Annotated in this window: 15 protein-coding genes and 2 tRNA genes; 3 read left to right on the plus strand and 14 right to left on the minus strand. The window is 38.4% G+C overall.

All coding sequences use genetic code 11. The annotated features are described in order from the left end of the window. Window positions 1–188: 188 nt before the first annotated feature. From deoD to GWI68_RS09255, 11 genes are all read right to left on the minus strand, one after another. A complete protein-coding gene (gene deoD, locus GWI68_RS09205; RefSeq protein ID WP_036934279.1) occupies window positions 189–905 on the minus strand; it encodes a purine-nucleoside phosphorylase in 717 nt (238 codons plus the stop codon). Between the two features lie 77 nt (window positions 906–982). Continuing rightward, window positions 983–2,209, minus strand: coding sequence for a phosphopentomutase (gene deoB, locus GWI68_RS09210; protein ID WP_166540078.1), 1,227 nt, complete (start codon window positions 2,207–2,209; stop codon window positions 983–985). Between the two features lie 66 nt (window positions 2,210–2,275). Continuing rightward, a complete protein-coding gene (gene deoA / locus GWI68_RS09215; RefSeq protein ID WP_006536108.1) occupies window positions 2,276–3,598 on the minus strand; it encodes a thymidine phosphorylase in 1,323 nt (440 codons plus the stop codon). A 67-nt stretch (window positions 3,599–3,665) separates the two neighbouring features. After that, the gene (gene deoC, locus GWI68_RS09220) at window positions 3,666–4,445 is read right to left on the minus strand and encodes a deoxyribose-phosphate aldolase (RefSeq protein WP_072069002.1); all 780 of its coding nucleotides are present in this window, start codon (window positions 4,443–4,445) and stop codon (window positions 3,666–3,668) included. Between the two features lie 520 nt (window positions 4,446–4,965). Then, window positions 4,966–6,267, minus strand: a complete 1,302-nt coding sequence (locus tag GWI68_RS09225; RefSeq protein ID WP_109410046.1) for a NupC/NupG family nucleoside CNT transporter — start codon at window positions 6,265–6,267, stop codon at window positions 4,966–4,968. 347 nt (window positions 6,268–6,614) lie between these two features. After that, window positions 6,615–7,397: a TatD family hydrolase gene (locus GWI68_RS09230; protein WP_166540079.1), complete on the minus strand. Its 783-nt coding sequence runs from the start codon at window positions 7,395–7,397 to the stop codon at window positions 6,615–6,617. A 2-nt stretch (window positions 7,398–7,399) separates the two neighbouring features. Beyond that, the gene (locus GWI68_RS09235) at window positions 7,400–8,455 is read right to left on the minus strand and encodes a DUF6363 domain-containing protein (RefSeq protein ID WP_109410048.1); all 1,056 of its coding nucleotides are present in this window, start codon (window positions 8,453–8,455) and stop codon (window positions 7,400–7,402) included. A gap of 98 nt (window positions 8,456–8,553) precedes the next feature. Continuing rightward, complete coding sequence (locus GWI68_RS09240; RefSeq protein WP_166540080.1) at window positions 8,554–8,898, minus strand: BON domain-containing protein; 345 nt, start codon at window positions 8,896–8,898, stop codon at window positions 8,554–8,556. A 690-nt stretch (window positions 8,899–9,588) separates the two neighbouring features. After that, window positions 9,589–11,178, minus strand: a complete 1,590-nt coding sequence (prfC, locus tag GWI68_RS09245) for a peptide chain release factor 3 (RefSeq protein WP_072069007.1) — start codon at window positions 11,176–11,178, stop codon at window positions 9,589–9,591. A gap of 667 nt (window positions 11,179–11,845) precedes the next feature. Then, window positions 11,846–12,292, minus strand: coding sequence for a ribosomal protein S18-alanine N-acetyltransferase (gene rimI, locus GWI68_RS09250; protein WP_151436106.1), 447 nt, complete (start codon window positions 12,290–12,292; stop codon window positions 11,846–11,848). Next, window positions 12,261–12,671 (minus strand): DNA polymerase III subunit psi, encoded by a 411-nt coding sequence (locus GWI68_RS09255; RefSeq protein ID WP_072069009.1) that lies wholly within the window; start codon window positions 12,669–12,671, stop codon window positions 12,261–12,263. Before GWI68_RS09255 ends, rimI begins: the two co-directional genes overlap by 32 nt. 129 nt (window positions 12,672–12,800) lie before the next feature. Between GWI68_RS09255 and rsmC the strand changes: the two genes are divergently transcribed. From rsmC to GWI68_RS09270, 3 genes are all read left to right on the plus strand, one after another. Next, window positions 12,801–13,817, plus strand: coding sequence for a 16S rRNA (guanine(1207)-N(2))-methyltransferase RsmC (gene rsmC / locus GWI68_RS09260; protein ID WP_072069010.1), 1,017 nt, complete (start codon window positions 12,801–12,803; stop codon window positions 13,815–13,817). 169 nt (window positions 13,818–13,986) lie between these two features. Next, a tRNA-Leu gene (locus tag GWI68_RS09265) sits at window positions 13,987–14,073 on the plus strand. 38 nt (window positions 14,074–14,111) lie between these two features. Next, window positions 14,112–14,198, plus strand: a tRNA-Leu gene (locus tag GWI68_RS09270). Between the two features lie 64 nt (window positions 14,199–14,262). Here the strand turns inward: GWI68_RS09270 and GWI68_RS09275 are convergent. The 3 genes from GWI68_RS09275 to GWI68_RS09285 all read right to left on the minus strand — a co-directional run bounded on the left by GWI68_RS09275 (window position 14,263) and on the right by GWI68_RS09285 (window position 16,900). After that, window positions 14,263–14,526: a DUF1435 family protein gene (locus GWI68_RS09275; RefSeq protein ID WP_109410052.1), complete on the minus strand. Its 264-nt coding sequence runs from the start codon at window positions 14,524–14,526 to the stop codon at window positions 14,263–14,265. A 191-nt stretch (window positions 14,527–14,717) separates the two neighbouring features. Continuing rightward, a complete protein-coding gene (locus tag GWI68_RS09280; protein WP_166540081.1) occupies window positions 14,718–15,266 on the minus strand; it encodes a GNAT family N-acetyltransferase in 549 nt (182 codons plus the stop codon). 2 nt (window positions 15,267–15,268) lie between these two features. After that, on the minus strand, window positions 15,269–16,900 hold the full coding sequence (locus tag GWI68_RS09285; RefSeq protein WP_166540082.1) for a Na/Pi cotransporter family protein: 1,632 nt from the start codon (window positions 16,898–16,900) through the stop codon (window positions 15,269–15,271). Window positions 16,901–17,075: the final 175 nt, after the last annotated feature.

Below are 17,075 nucleotides of genomic sequence, written 5' to 3' on the forward strand. Positions count from 1 at the left end.
TATAGGCTACAAAATACACTATTGATAGTCAAGAAAATAGATAGTGGCAAGCCCAAAAAATAACAACTAACCTATTGATATTAAGTATTTTATTTAAAACTTCTATTTATATTTTTGAGTAAATAGACATAAAAAAACCCAATTCGAAAATTGGGTTTTTATTATTTTTAAGCAACGAAATGTATTGATTAGTCTTCTAGTAACAGAACAGATTCTAATGCAATTTCAATCATTTCATTAAAGGTAGTTTGACGCTCTTCTGCTGTAGTCTGTGTACCTTTTTTGATGTGGTCAGATACAGTACAGATAGTCAGTGCTTTTGCGCCGTATTCCGCTGCAACACCGTAGATACCTGCAGCTTCCATTTCAACACCTAGGATGCCGTATTTTTCCATCACATCAAACATTTCTGGATCTGGAGAATAGAACAGATCAGCAGAGAAGATATTACCTACGCGAACTTTAATGTCTTTCGCTTTTGCTGCATCAACAGCATTTTGAACTAATTGGTAATCTGCAATAGCTGCAAAATCTTGGTCTTTGAAACGCAGACGGTTAACTTTAGAGTCTGTACATGCACCCATACCGATAACAACATCACGTAATTCAACATCTGGTAATACTGCACCACATGAACCCACACGGATAATCACTTTTACGCCAAAATCAGTAATTAATTCTTTTGCGTAAATTGAGCAGGAAGGAATACCCATACCGTGGCCCATTACAGAAACTTTACGGCCTTTATACGTACCTGTAAAACCTAACATACCACGAACATTGTTTACTTGACGGACATCTTGTAAAAAAGTTTCAGCGATGTATTTAGCGCGAAGCGGGTCGCCCGGCATTAAAACGACATCAGCAAAATCGCCCATTTCTGCGTTAATATGAGGGGTAGCCATAATTCTTCCTTTTAATTGATCTTTTTACTATTCAAATATCATTCAGTAGGCATATTGCTATACCTACTGAAGTTAAATTAAAACATTGCTTTACCGTAATCGACTGGAGACACACCGAAGTATTTAACAACAGTTTGGCCGATATCAGCGAAGGTTTCACGATGACCTAATGAACCTGGTTTAACTTTTGGACCATAAACAAGAACAGGAATGTGCTCACGAGTATGATCAGAACCTGGCCAAGTTGGGTCACAACCGTGGTCTGCTGTTAAGATAAGAATGTCATCTTCTTTTACCAGTTCCATTAGTTCTGGTAAGCGACGGTCGAATAATTCCAGTGCTTCACCATAACCGACAACATCACGACGGTGGCCGTAAGAGGAGTCGAAGTCAACAAAGTTGGTGAAAACGATTGTGTTATCGCCCGCGAGTTTCATTTCTTCAAGTGTTGCATCAAACAGTGCATCAATACCTGTTGCTTTCACTTTTTTAGTGATACCTACGTTTGCGTAGATATCAGCAATTTTACCGATAGAAACAACATGACCTTGTTTTTCATCAACCAGTTTTTTCAACATAGTTGGTGCTGGTGGCTCTACGGCTAAATCATGACGATTACCTGTACGGGCGAAGTTACCTGGTTTATCACCAATAAATGGACGCGCAATAACACGACCAATGTTGTAATCACCTTTGTTTAGTTCATCACGAGCAATTTCACACAGCTCATATAATTCGTCTAAACCGTAAGTTTCTTCATGACATGCAATTTGGAATACAGAGTCAGCAGAAGTATAGAAAATCGGTTTGCCGGTTTTCATGTGTTCTTCGCCAAGCTCATCCAAAATAACTGTACCAGATGCGTGACAGTTGCCTAAGTACCCAGGTAATTTTGCACGTTTAACGATATTTTCTAGCAGTTCTTGTGGGAATGAGTTTTTCAACTCTTTAAAGTATCCCCAATCAAACAGAACAGGAACACCTGCAATTTCCCAGTGGCCTGACGGAGTATCTTTGCCAGAAGAGATTTCACTCGCGTAGCCATAAGCACCGATGATATCTGCGTTTTTATCTAAACCAATAGGGAATTTACCTGTTGATTCTTCAGCGGCTTTACCTAAACCTAAACGGCAAAGATTTGGCAAATGAAGTGGGCCTTTACGACCTTCTTTATCTGCTTTACCGTCAGCAAACGCTTGTGCGATATGCCCTAAAGTATCTGAACCTTGGTCACCGAATTTCTCTGCATCACCAGCAGCACCGATACCGAAGGAATCTAATACCATGATATGTACACGTTTCATAATTCTCTCTCCTGTGTCATTCTCCGTAGACCACGGATATGTCACTTATAAATCGTAATTGAGTTCTTATTCGCTGATTTGACGGTACACCATTGGTGAGGCTTCACGTTTGCTATCACCAATTACCATCGCTTTACGGACTTCAGCCGCAGCTTCTTGCCATGATTTTTCACTGTTAGCATGGATCATCGCTAACGGAGTGTCTGTATTGATTTCAGCACCAAGCGCTACGATGTCGCTTAATCCCACACTATAATCAATTGCATCAGTGGCTTTACGACGACCACCACCTAATGTCACAACAGACATACCTAATGCACGCGTATCCATTTCTGTGATAAACCCAGCTTTCTCAGCAAATACAGGTTTACTTAATACCGCAGTTGGCAGGTATTTATTGTAGTTTTCAACAAAATCAGATGGGCCTTTCTGTGCTGCAACCATACGACCAAAGACTTCTGCCGCTTTACCGTTATCCAACACATCTTGCAGTTTTTGACGAGCCTGTTGACGATCATCCGCTAAACGGCCTGATACTAACATTTCAACACACAGCGCCATAGTAACTTCAAATAGACGTGGATTACGGTATTCACCAGTTAAGAATTGAACGGCTTCACGAACTTCGACAGCATTACCTGCGCTAGAAGCTAGAACTTCATTCATATCCGTTAACAGTGCTGTAGTTTGACAGCCTGCGCCATTTGCTACTTGAACAATAGACTCAGCCAGCTCTTCAGATTTCTGATAAGTCGGCATAAAGGCACCCGATCCCACTTTAACGTCCATCACTAATGCATCTAAGCCTTCGGCTAATTTTTTACCTAGAATAGAGGCTGTGATAAGAGGGATTGAATCAACTGTAGCAGTAATATCACGGGTAGCATAAAAGCGTTTATCAGCAGGTGCTAATGAATTAGTCTGTCCGATAATAGCAACACCCACGTTACGAATAATATCGCGGAATTTCTCATCATCAGGGAAGATATCGAAACCTGGAATAGCTTCGAGTTTATCTAATGTTCCACCTGTATGACCTAATCCACGACCTGAAATCATAGGAACATAACCGCCACACGCGGCAACCATTGGCCCTAACATCAGTGAAGTGACATCACCCACACCACCTGTTGAGTGTTTATCAACAATTGGACCGTTTAAATTTAGGCTTTTCCAGTTCAGTACTGTACCGGAATCACGCATAGCTAATGTCAGAGCAACACGCTCAGGCATCGTCATATCGTGGAAATAAATAGTCATTGCTAATGCAGCAATTTGACCTTCAGAAACAGTATTATCTCTGACACCGTTAATGAAAAAACGAATTTCTTCCTCTGTTAAAGGATGACCATCACGTTTTTTACGAATAATCTCTTGGGCAAGAAACACTGCAACCTCCTGGCTTTATAGCATTGATAACGCCCACAATAAAACGTGGGCGTATTACACGAATGGATTAGTAACCACTAGACGATTTTTGCTCGCCATGACCTAAAGTGGCTAGTAAATTACCTAACAAGCTTGATGCGCCAAAACGGAAGTGACGGGCATCAACCCAGTTGTCACCCATAATGCGGTTAGCTAATGCTAGATATTGAGCAGCTTCTTCAGCGGTACGAACACCACCTGCAGGTTTAAAACCAACTTCTTTGCCAACACCCATATCGTGGATCACTTGGATCATTAACTCAGCGCTTTCCAGTGTTGCATTTACAGGTACTTTACCTGTGGAAGTTTTAATAAAGTCAGCACCCGCTTTGATTGAAATTTCAGAGGCTTTACGGATAAGAGCAGGATCTTTCAGCTCACCCGTTTCAATGATGACTTTCAATAAAGAACCTGCTTCTGCGCAAGCTTCTTTACATGCTTTAACGATATCAAAACCGATTTGCTCGTTACCTGCCATTAATGCACGGTAAGGGAAAACTACGTCAACCTCATCTGCGCCATAAGCTAATGCCGCATTGGTTTCAGCTAATGCGATATCTAAATCATCATTACCATGAGGGAAGTTAGTTACGGTTGCGATACGGACTTCTGGTGTACCCTGTTCGCGTAACACTTTACGTGCTAACGGAATAAAGCGTGGGTAGATACAAATAGCGGCTGTATTGCCTTCTGGGCTTTTAGCCTGATGACATAACGCAGTCACTTTTGCATCAGTGTCATCATCATTTAATGTAGTTAAATCCATCAAAGACAGCGCAAGGCGCGCTGCAGCGGTTAAATCTGTCATAAAACTCTCCAACGATGTTTCTTAAGCCCTTTTGGGCATACGCTTAAGGTTAGCGATTAAATTTGTTGGCGAGCGGACTTGGTTCCTTGAAGATGTTGTTGTAACTAGTGCTACAACGACAGCTGAGCTCCCTCTCACCGCGCTATGCTCACTTCGGCGACCCGTCATTGAGCCTTCGCCATTCCATGAAGTTTCAGCACATCTTATTTGAACACGCTAAGGAACAATTAGATGTGCTTTACGTCACACTAATCAAATGTAACTTGCAAGCAATGACATAAAAATGTGATTGATATCACAATCAGGTCATTTTCTGGTTTAATGTTACTTGAATACCGTTTTTAAGTCGTCTTTATAACGCAAGAAAAGTGTAATACACATTAAATGACAACCTTTGTGACCATATTCAATACAATCTGCGAAATATCTCACACAATAAAAGTAGTTAACATTACAACAGAAAACAAACATAAAAGAGCAGATAGGTAAAATACCCATCTGCTCTTTACAATTAAATCAATTAAGCGGCAACAACTGCCATTGCCGTTAATGCAAAGAAGAATCCTGCAATTGTTGCACTCATTAAGTTAGAGAGTGTACCAGCTAGCACAGCTTTCATTCCTAAACGAGCCACATCTTTACGACGGTTTGGCGCCATTCCACCTAAACCACCTAGCAGTACAGCAACAGAAGATAGGTTAGCAAAACCACACAATGCAAAGGAGATAATAACCTTCGTTTGAGCAGATAATACTACTAATCCAGAACCTGCAACTAATGCATCCTCTTTTAGGTATTTACTAAATTCAGAGTAAGCATAGAACTCATTGATAACAATTTTTTGTCCAATAAATGAGCCGGCAATGGTTGCCTCACTCCAAGGTACACCAATCAAGAAGGCAATTGGTGCAAATACCCAACCTAGCACCAGTTCTAATGAGAAATTCTCATAGCCAAACCAGCCACCAATGCCACCAAGAATACCATTGACTAATGCAATCAAGGCGACGAAAGCAAGCAACATGGCACCTACGTTTAGGGCAAGCTGTAGACCAGAAGATGCGCCCGCAGCTGCGGCATCGATAATATTGGCTGGTTTTTCGTCATCTGCCATTTTATCAAGCGCGTCTTTTTGATCGTCTGGCGTTTCTGTTTCAGGGATCAACAATTTAGCAAAGAGTAAACCACCTGGCGCCGCCATAAAGGATGCGGTGATCAAATACTCTAATGGCACACCCATGCTGGCATACCCAGCAAGCACTGAACCCGCAACAGAAGCTAAACCACCACACATAACAGCAAAGAGTTCAGAGGTTGTCATTCTTGCAATATAAGGGCGAACAACAAGTGGGGCTTCTGTTTGTCCAACGAAAATATTTGCAGTGGCAGACATAGATTCTGTTCGTGATGTGCCAAGTACTTTTTGTAAGCCACCACCGAGAATTTTAATGACAATTTGCATAATGCCAAGGTAATACAGCACTGCAATGAGTGAAGAGAAGAACACGATAACAGGCAGTACGCGTAGGGCGAATACGAAACCGCCACCACCAAACAACTCGAACATTTTATCTGATACTAGGCCTGCAAATAGGAAGCTCATCCCGTTATTGCCGTAATCAATTACATTCTTGACGCCATCAGAAACCGCAAGAAGTACCTCGCGACCACCGTCGGAATAAAGAACAAATGCACCTAAGCCAATCTGAATAAGGAATGCGCCACCAACTGTACGTAGTCTAATTGCACGTCGATTGCTGGAAAACAGAATGGCTATCAAAATTAATGTTGCCATTCCGACCAAGCTCATAATGAGTTGCATTGAAGGATCCCTGTTCATATAAAAATTTAATGGATTATCAATAACGCTCTAGTCAGAGCTTATTGACTCTTTTTGCCGGATAATTATACCTAGTCTAAGAAAAGAACCCTCAACATCCATCACAAATAGGATCTGAAAAAAGTAACAAAAAGGTCACAAATGAGAAGTAGATCACATAAAAAGAGAGGAAAACGCATTTATTGAATAGGTTGAATAAAGGGAAAACATCATATGATTAACAATCCTTGTATTCAATCTTAGACAATAAAGTTAAATAAACACCTTATTCATATAAATAAGATTAAATTAAAATGAATTTTTAATCGTAGAATGAATCAATTCAACAACTAGGCATTATCTGTTAACCGAAATAATTGTAGGCTATTAAGATAGAGTTGCTGTGCAATTACCTCAGAGGGTTCTTGACGTAGCTCACAGAGTTGAGAAAAAACATATTGAATACGCTCGGGCCGATTAGGCTCACCTTGGAAACCACTCACTGGCATATCAGGAGCATCTGTTTCTAGTAATAGCGATTCGAGTGGCAATGAAGCAATTGCTCGACGTGTCTTTTGTGCTCGTTCATAAGTAATCGTACCACCAACACCAATAAAATAACCTTGCTGAATAAATTTTTCAGCTTGTTGCTGGCTTCCTGCAAAACCGTGTACAACCCCTTTACGCGGAACATCATAACGACGTAACAGCGCACTTAACTTATCGTGAGTTTTACGTGAGTGTAAAATCACGGGTAAATCAAACTTAGCTGCTAATTTAAGTTGTGCAATTAAAAAGCGTTCCTGCTTTTCTGGTTGCGGGTTATCCATATAGTCATCAAGCCCTATTTCTCCGATAGCAACACAACGAGGATCTATTTTTAGTTTCTGTTCTAATTCAATGAGATGCTGCTCTGTATGCTCTTCAATATATAAAGGATGTAATCCTAATGCGCTATATAATTGAGGATATTCATTTGATAACTCAGTCACCACATCAAAATTCCAACGAGCAACTGCAGGAATAATAATTTTTTTAACTTGCGCTTGATGCGCTAAAGATAAGCTATTCTCAATATCATTATAAAAAACAGGAAAATCAAAATGACAGTGAGTATCAATAAATTTATTCATTCTTAAACCTGCCTTACATCAGGATGCACGCTTCTTGTTCCTTGTTGAATAATAGAAGCATCCTCCGCTTTATCCGCCTTTGCTTCTTGCTCAAATAGGCTAAAGATTTTTTTATCATGCTGTTTGAATTTTTTCTTAGAAAAATGCTGACCTATTGTCGCTAAAAAATAGCGTCCACAACGCCTACCTACATGATAATCATGATTTAATGCATTTAAACGACTACCTAATGCACTTGATTGTAACGTCGTTGGTGGATAGATTTCGATAACCACAACATCTTCTGGAGGCGATTGAATAAATTTAAGTGTTTCGGTATAGGTTTCAATATGAACTTGAGCCATCGCCATAAAACGTTGTAAACGGCTATTTTCGAACCATTTACCCATACGATCGACCCACTCAGTGGTATATTGATATTCAGAAGGCACCGTACGCACAACAACAATAGTACGACAACCCCGCCGATAAGCTTCCCTGACAGGAATAGCATCACTTATTCCGCCATCATGATAGACAACATCATGGAATAAAACACCATTACGATAAAAAGCAGGAATTGCACTAGATGCTTTGATGATATCAAGCCAAGTTGGCTCATCTGGTTGAAAATAATTTGCTTGGAAATTATCAGAACGACTGGCTACCATATAAAATTCACGGCCAGTATCAAAACGCCGTAATGCTGTTGGCATATCAAGAGGCATTTCTTTTGCTGTCGTTTCTATATACCAATCTAAATCTAATAAATTACCGCCACGGACAAATCGGATAGGATTAAAAAATTGGTTATTAGTTGTATAACGATTAATAATTTTACGCGCATAGCCACGCTGACCACAGGCAAAAGCGGATAAATTTTGTGCGCCCGCAGACACCCCAAGCAAAATATCGAAGGGATCAAATTGTGAACGCATAAATTCATCAAGAACACCTGCGGTAAAGATCCCACGTTGACCTCCACCTTCACAGACTAAAGCGACTTTACCTTGTGGTAGAGATGATTGAAATTCGAGTGCTGTAATATTATTTAATGTGACAGGTATATACTTCCCCATAATGTCTCCTTTATACAACTTAACAAAGGATACCCGCACATTTTTTCGGCGTCATTATTTTTACGTATTCATACAAATAAAAAACAACGTATCTTAATTTAAGATCGAATATTTACTGAAGAATCAACACTTTTTACACCTTCTACTTTTTCAATAATTTGCATAATTTGCGCTTCTTGCTCTTTATTCTTAACAAAGCCTGTCACAAATACATGACCAAATTCTGTACGAATAGAAAGCGATTCACTATCAATGCTTTCGATCGGCAATAATGTGTCTTTAATTTTTGTAGAAATCGCGGTATCGCTGATAGCGTAACCTGTGTTATTCGTTCCACTATTAATTTCGCTATACCATGATGTTTCAGCTGATGCTCCCATACTGACAAAAGCAAGCCCCATGGACATAAATAATGCTAATTTAAACATTTTATATTGTTTCATTGCTCTCCCCTTAATCACAATAACTGAGTTAGGAAATGTGTGTGTTTTAATATCTTTATTTTTATGAAGTACTACAAAAAATTAACAAATTAAGTTATTACACTAATAAGCTATTAGTATTAAATAAAGCAAAAAATAGCAAATAAAGACTAATCCTAATAATTTTATTCTAATAATAACCAATAAAACTATAAAAAATTTTACATAAATTTATAAATAAGTGTAAAAACAGATATCATGTTAACAGAAATAAAAAAGAGTAATTCCAAATATAGAAGGGCTTTTTGGTAGGATATTAGGGATATGCAGAGTAGATTTAACAAAGAAAAACGAAGAAACAAAAAAGGCTATATTAAAAAATATAGCCTTTTCATTAGAGTATATAATCTAAATAATTCAAGTTACAACTGTAAGTATGCCAATACCATTACTCTAAATAATTCAAGTTACAACTGTAAGTATGCCAATACCATTACTCTAAATAATTCAAGTTGCAACTAGGCGACAAGTAAATGAGTCGCTAGGAACATACACAAGTATGTGACTAGTGCGAATGAACGTAGTCAACAACGTTGCAGCTTGAAGTATGACGAGTAAATGAGTCGCTAGGAACATACACAAGTATGTGACTAATGCGAATGAACGTAGTCAACAACGCTACACCTTGAAGTATGACGAGTAAGACGAGTATTAGTGTTCACGAGTCTGATGAAACTCAACATCAGGATAACGTTCACGCGTTAAATTCAAGTTCACCATCGTTGGTGCGATATACGTTAAGTTATCACCACCATCTAGTGCCAAGTTTTGTTCATTTTTACGTTTAAATTCTTCGAGTTTCTTCTCGTTATCACACTCAACCCAGCGTGCCGTTGAAACGTTAACGGATTCATAAATCGCTTCAACGTTATATTCACTCTTAAGTCTTGCAACAACCACATCAAACTGAAGTACACCGACCGCACCAACGATTAAATCGTTATTAGCCAATGGTCTAAAGACTTGTACCGCACCTTCTTCTGATAACTGTACCAATCCTTTAAGTAACTGTTTCTGTTTTAACGGATCACGTAAACGAATACGGCGGAATAACTCTGGCGCAAAGTTAGGAATACCCGTGAATTTCAGAATTTCACCTTGCGTAAAAGTATCACCAATCTGAATGGTACCGTGGTTATGAAGACCAATAATATCGCCAGGGTAAGCATGTTCAACGTGAGAACGATCGCCTGCCATAAAGGTTAATGCATCTGAAATCACCACATCTTTTTTGATTCGGACTTGATGTAATTTCATACCTTTATCATACATACCGGATACAACACGTAAAAATGCGACACGGTCGCGGTGCTTAGGGTCCATATTTGCTTGGATTTTAAAAACAAAGCCAGTGAACGTTTCTTCATTAGCTGTAACTTGGCGCATATCTGTTTGGCGAGGCATTGGTGCTGGCGCCCATTTTACAAGGCCATCAAGCATGTGGTTAACACCAAAGTTACCTAATGCTGTACCAAAGAACACAGGTGTTAATTCACCTGCTAAAAAGGCTTCATGATCAAATTCATGAGATGCGCCTAATACTAACTCTAACTCGTCACGTAATTGGCTTGCTAAATCATCACCTATCGCTTCATCAAGCTCTGGGTTATCTAATCCTTTGATGACACGAGAATCTTGGATAGTGTGGCCTTGGCCTGTTTGATAAAGATAAGTTTCATCTTTCAGAATGTGATAAACCCCTTTAAAAAGTTTTCCACAACCGATAGGCCAAGTAACAGGACTGCAAGCAATTTTTAGCTCAGTTTCAACTTCGTCCATGACTTCCATTGGGTCACGAATATCACGGTCGAGTTTATTCATAAAAGTCAGAATTGGAGTGTCACGTAAACGTGTTACTTCCATTAACTTACGTGTACGATCTTCAACCCCTTTAGAAGAGTCAATCACCATTAAACAGCAGTCAACAGCCGTTAAAGTACGATAGGTATCTTCAGAGAAGTCTTCATGCCCTGGGGTATCGAGTAAGTTAACTAGACAATCAGCATAAGGGAATTGCATAACTGAGGTTGTAATAGAAATACCACGTTGTTTTTCCATTTCCATCCAGTCAGATTTTGCATGCTGATTTGAACCACGTCCTTTTACGGTTCCTGCACGTTGAATCGCTTGTCCGAATAACAACACTTTTTCAGTGATAGTTGTTTTACCCGCATCGGGGTGGGAAATAATGGCAAAAGTTCTACGACGAGCAACTTCTTGCTGAAAAATAGGATTAGACATCAATGGTGATCTTCTGGTTGATAGGCGAGTGAATGTAAGGCACTGATATATTTATATAACTAATAATTAAAGTGACTATAAAGACATTCAACCCGCAAGTTAATCTTAATTGGCGCTTATTTTCGCCTATCTTGTCTGTATAAACAATCAATGGTTACTATTTTATCTGCTTGAGGGAGTGATGCCTAGTGTTTGAAAAAATTAATCATATCTATTGCTTTATAGAGCAACGTTGTTTCATTGATACTCCCAAGACAACTATTTTACTAAGAATTCTATAAACTGGCTTTATGAGCTACTAATAAAGCCAAGAATTAGCCTATTTATTTTAGGTTAAAAGCGGGATTGAATATAATATTTAAAATAAATGTACATTTATTTTAATTTTAATTCTGTATATTTAGAGACTAATCACTTTATTTAAAACAAAACCAAATACTCGATTTACTTATTTTATATATCGTTCACTATTTTAACACCGTTATAATCACATTAACCTCACAATGAAAGCATGACAAAAGTGAAATTAACTTGATAAATTTCCATTAAGTAAAAATAAAGATAAATTTTAAATGAAATCAATAAAAAATAAAATTCAATCACTCCGTATAAAATAAAAAAACGCCAAAAAAAAGGCGCTTTAAATTTAACTTAAATAAAGATTTAATTAGAAAGAAATAGGATAAGCCATGATAATCGCATCTTCATTTCCCGTTTTTGTTGGGTAATAGTTTTTGCGTTTTGAAACAAAATTAAATCCTATAGATTCATAGAGATTGAACGCTTTTTCATTAGATTCTCGTACCTCTAACCACAAGGTAGTGATATTTTTTTTCTCAAGTGTTTCAATCAGTTCCAATAAAAGTGCCTTACCGTAACCTTTCCCCTGATAATCAGGATGGATTGCAATATTAAAAAGTGTTGCCTCATCTAATATTAATTGCGTAATTGCAAAACCTACAATAATATTATCAATGCAAATTTTCAGATTAAAATAATGACTTCCTTGGTTACTATAAAATGTTTCTTCACTCCAAGGGAATGAATGACTTAATTTTTCTATTTGCCATGCTAAAGGTAAATCAGCAGGGTTTAAGGGTGAAATGGTCTTCATATTGATAGATTTGTTTCCAAAGATCGCGTTTTGCATCGGCATCAAAATATAATTGATGCAATGAAGGGCTTCTCAAAGAAGTATATTCAGAGGGAAGAATGAGATCAGTGCCTAATAACCAGCAGGGAAGATCAAATGATTCTGTGAGCATGCTCACATCGTCTGTTGTAATACAATAGATTTCGTTTTTATCTATCCCCATGGCGCTAAAAATATCAGAGAAAAGCCCGTTATTTAGATCAACGGTATCATCAGTAATGATAAGTAAACGTGTTGTATCCGGAAATTGAACAGAATGCTCGCCTTTTAACACTGCGGGCTTACGAAGTACCCACTGACGAATTCCTAGTTGGGATAACATTCTGTCTTTACGGCTCATTATGCTTACCTATCAAGTGTAGAACAACGGTACATAGTATCAGAGGGCATAAACTACGCCAATAAATAGCGTCGGTTTCTTTATATCTGATATCATGCGTCTTATGTTTTTTAAGGAGTAATAATCATAATGTCCTCACTGTCCCCTGCTAGCGAAGTTATTCTTCGTCACCTAGATCATTTCGCAGACAGGCATGTACTTATTGCAGGTGATCTTCAAGATACTTTTGCAGCACAGATCCAGGCGAAAAGTGTCAGAGCATATACAAACCAATATCACCAATGGTTACCATTACTAAAATCAATGGGTGATAATGCACTCTTCGGTTTAGTTGCAGATCAATCCTTTGTAAAATATTGCAATACCTTGATCTATTTTTGGCCTAAAAATAAAAACGAAGCCACTTTCCAACTGCGTAGCCTTTGCTCTAACTTACAAGTGGGTACTGAAATCTTTATCGTCGGTGAAAACCGTAGCGGTGTTAAAAGTGCAACCGAATTAATGAACGGTATCGCTAAACTTAAAAAAATAGATTCAGCACGCCGTTGTAGCTTATTTTTTGGTACACAAACATATCAAACACTGTTTGACCGTAATAACTGGTGGCAAACTTATCGCCATAACGATTTAACCGTAATGGCATTACCGGGTGTCTTTAGCCAAAATGCATTAGATGAAGGTAGCCGTTTATTACTTTCAACTTTTGATGATGCAATGGTTGGTGATTTACTAGATATGGCATGTGGTTGTGGTGTTCTTGCTACAGTATTAGGCAAGAAAAACCCAATGCTGAAACTCACTTTGTGTGATGTAAATGCAGCTGCAATTTCTTCCAGTATTGCGACATTAAATGTGAATGAATTAGAAGGCCGAGTGATTGCGAGTAATGTCTATTCTGCCGTTGAGGAAACTTATGATTGGATAATCTCAAATCCGCCTTTCCATGATGGTTTAGGTACAAGCTATACTGCTGCTGAAGATATTATTCGCCTTGCACCTAATTACCTAAAAAAAGGGGGGAAATTACGCATTGTAGCGAATTCATTTATCCCTTATCCAGACATTCTGGATCATGTATTTGGCTCTCATGAAGTGCTTGCATCAACAGGTAAATTTAAAGTTTACCAAGCCACCAAGAAAGATTAATCACAGGCCCTGTTATCTAAAACAGGGCTTTATTTTTGGGCTGATTTTAAGTGATAATTCAAGGTGTTTTATTTTTCATCACTAAGATAATTTAATGATAAAAAATAATTGACGCCAAAAATAAAAGGCCTAAAATTCGCCTCCTATCTACAAAGATAATGTTTAGATTGCGAGGGTGGCGGAATTGGTAGACGCGCTAGCTTCAGGTGTTAGTGTCCTTACGGACGTGGGGGTTCAAGTCCCCCTTTTCGCACCAAACACACTTTTTGTAGAGCTAAATAATTGAGTAAGACTGCGAGGATGGCGGAATTGGTAGACGCGCTAGCTTCAGGTGTTAGTGTTCTTACGGACGTGGGGGTTCAAGTCCCCCTCTTCGCACCACTCAATTAACCTTTCTTTTCCTTTGTTAACCCCCAGTTAATAATCCTTTATTGCTTTCTATTCATTATCCATAATATGTGGCTAACAGTGTCATTAAACTATAAGTCAACACAACTCCAGCAGGGATCATCACCCACATCTGCAATTTCTTATGGAATAACATCAATGTTGATAGCAGCATTGAAACAACTAAAACTAACGTAAATGCAGATGTTCCAGCAATAGAGTGCATAATGACGGTAAGTAAAGAAGAAACAGCTAACATTTCCCATAAACTGATACGAGATGTCCAAGAAGTGACTGGAGATAAACGTGTTGATTTAGCCATAATAACTCACCATTAATGATAATGATTTTCATTATTATATATAACACCGGTACTAAATCAACTTATATAAAGAAAAAAAACTCTCTATATCCTTAATTTTTAAAGGGTTAAAGCGTTTTCTACAATATAAAAAACGCCTTCTCATTCTCACGAAAAGGCGTTTGATTTTATCATGTTATTAATAAACGAAATTATGCGTTATTTGACTTTATAAAATAAAAGACCAAATGAATATCTTCTGGCTCTCTTTCATAAAGTTCAGGATCAGGAATATCAATTAAGCGGCACCCTAGATGCTGATAAAAATTCACACTATTTTCAGATGGTGTTGATGAGATATATAATCCATCCGCACCGTTTTCCTTCGCATATTTCACGCAATAGTCAAAGAGTATTCGTGCTAAACCTTGCCCACGTTGCTGGTGGCTAACATGTAAAAAAGAGAGTTGAAGTAGACTACCATTTTTACCGCGCTTTTTCGGATCAACACTTGCCGCTGCGACCAATCGATCACGCTCAAAAACGCCCCAAAAAGGCGCTCCTCGATCAAAGCTTTCAAGTAAAACAGGGGTGTAATGTTCCGTTTCACCTTCTGGCCAACCTTTCATATCAAAGCGTTGCTCTGATAAAAGCAACTTTCCTTCTTTTAATACATATAGTTTTTCAATAAGCTCAGTTCTATCGATTTCCCAAACTTGTGGAATTTCATTTCGTGTTAATTGACGAATAACATTTTTCATTATTAAAGATTAACCTGTTCTGATGATGATTCACTTCGTTCTAGTGCGTGGTAAGCCACCGCACAGAATAAGGAATTCAACCGTTTCATATCACCAAGCAAACTGGTATGCAGAGAACTAGTTTCAATGCTTTGCATATTATGCAAATGAAGACGTTCTACATGTGCAAACGAGTAACGTTGGTTGAGTAAACGGAAACGATGTTTTGCTCGACGTAACTTACGAGCATGTTCCATGTTGCCGGAAACAAATACCGACATCGCCAGATTCAGATTACTTTGCAGACGCTCAAGGAGTGTCTGTAATTCACGACGCCCTTCCTCCGATAAAAATAAGTGATGATTTAAACCTTTACTCACCACTTCAACTGACATGCGCGCAATAATAGCGGATGATTGTTGTAAATTCATCGCTGTATCAATAATTTCGGCCCAACGTCGAGAATCTTCAGTGCCCAGATCATGCTGTTGAATTTGCGCCATGTACAATTTAATACTGCTATGAAGCAATTCAACCTCTTCTTCTAACTGACTAATTTCCCTTTTCTGCTGACGATCACCTTCCATTAATGCAATAAAACGTTGCAACATTTGTTCTACAACATCACCTAATCGTAGTGATTCTCTAACCGCATTAGCGATAGCTAAAGATGGTGTATCAATAGCAGATTGATCCAAATAACGAGGCGCAACTTCAGATCCTGCGACTGGTAATTCCGGAATAAGTCTCTGACATAATTTTGCCATTATGCCGACAAAAGGGATCATCAATACACAGCGTGCAAGATTATAGATAACATGAAAATAGATAACGACTTCTGCTGGAGAAAAACCGTATTGCTGAATTTTATTCGCAATTAAGGTTATCCAAGGTAAAACCAGAAATGCACCAATCAATTTAAAAAATAGACTTCCTAATACAACTTGGCGAGAAACAACATTTTGTCCTCGGCTACTCATTAATGCCAGTAAACCACTACCAATATTAGAACCAATCACAATGCATAAGCTGATATACAAAGGCATTAACCCTGTTGCACTTAATGTCGCAGTTAATAACACTGCAGCAAGGCTTGAATAACTCACCATGGCAAACAAAGCGCCCACTAAGAGAGCTAAAACAGTGTCCCCACTTAATGATGTAAAGATAGCTTGTACCGCACTCGCATGAGTAATTGGCTCTGCGGATGTCACGATAAGTTGCAAAGCGAGAATAATTAAACCAAGACCAATCCCTACACGCCCAAGTTGCCCAACTCGCTCTTTTTTACGACTTAAAAAAGTAATGACCCCAATAAGAATAAGAAGTGGAGATAACCAAGAGAGATCAAACGTCAGCACTCGTGCCATAAGTGCCGTACCTACATCCGCACCTAACATAATAACAAGTGCAGGTGTAATCGAAATAAGTCCTTGCGTCACAAAAGAGATAACCAAAAGTGCCGTTGCATTACTGCTCTGGACTAATGCCGTTACCCCAACCCCCGCAAGGAAAGCGTTGGATTTTTTATTAATACTTTTACCTAAAATGCGGCGCAAATCAGAGCCAAAGACACGCATGATCCCTGTACGAACAATATGTGTTCCCCAGACAAGAAGCGCGACTGATGAGAGTAAATGAAGCAGTGTCAGCATAGAAATAATAACCTTATTTTTATCGTTGTTTGTTTGACTCTGTTCTCCTTCAATCTCATAAAAAGAGAAAGACCATGAGCAGATAATACATCTGAGAAAAGATTTTTATTGGTAATACCTAAATAACGTAGAGTGTTATTAGATAAAAAGATATTGCAACTTAAGTGCAATAATC

The sequence above is a fragment of the Proteus sp. G2669 genome, from assembly GCF_009915245.1.
In the GTDB taxonomy this organism is placed as follows: domain Bacteria; phylum Pseudomonadota; class Gammaproteobacteria; order Enterobacterales; family Enterobacteriaceae; genus Proteus.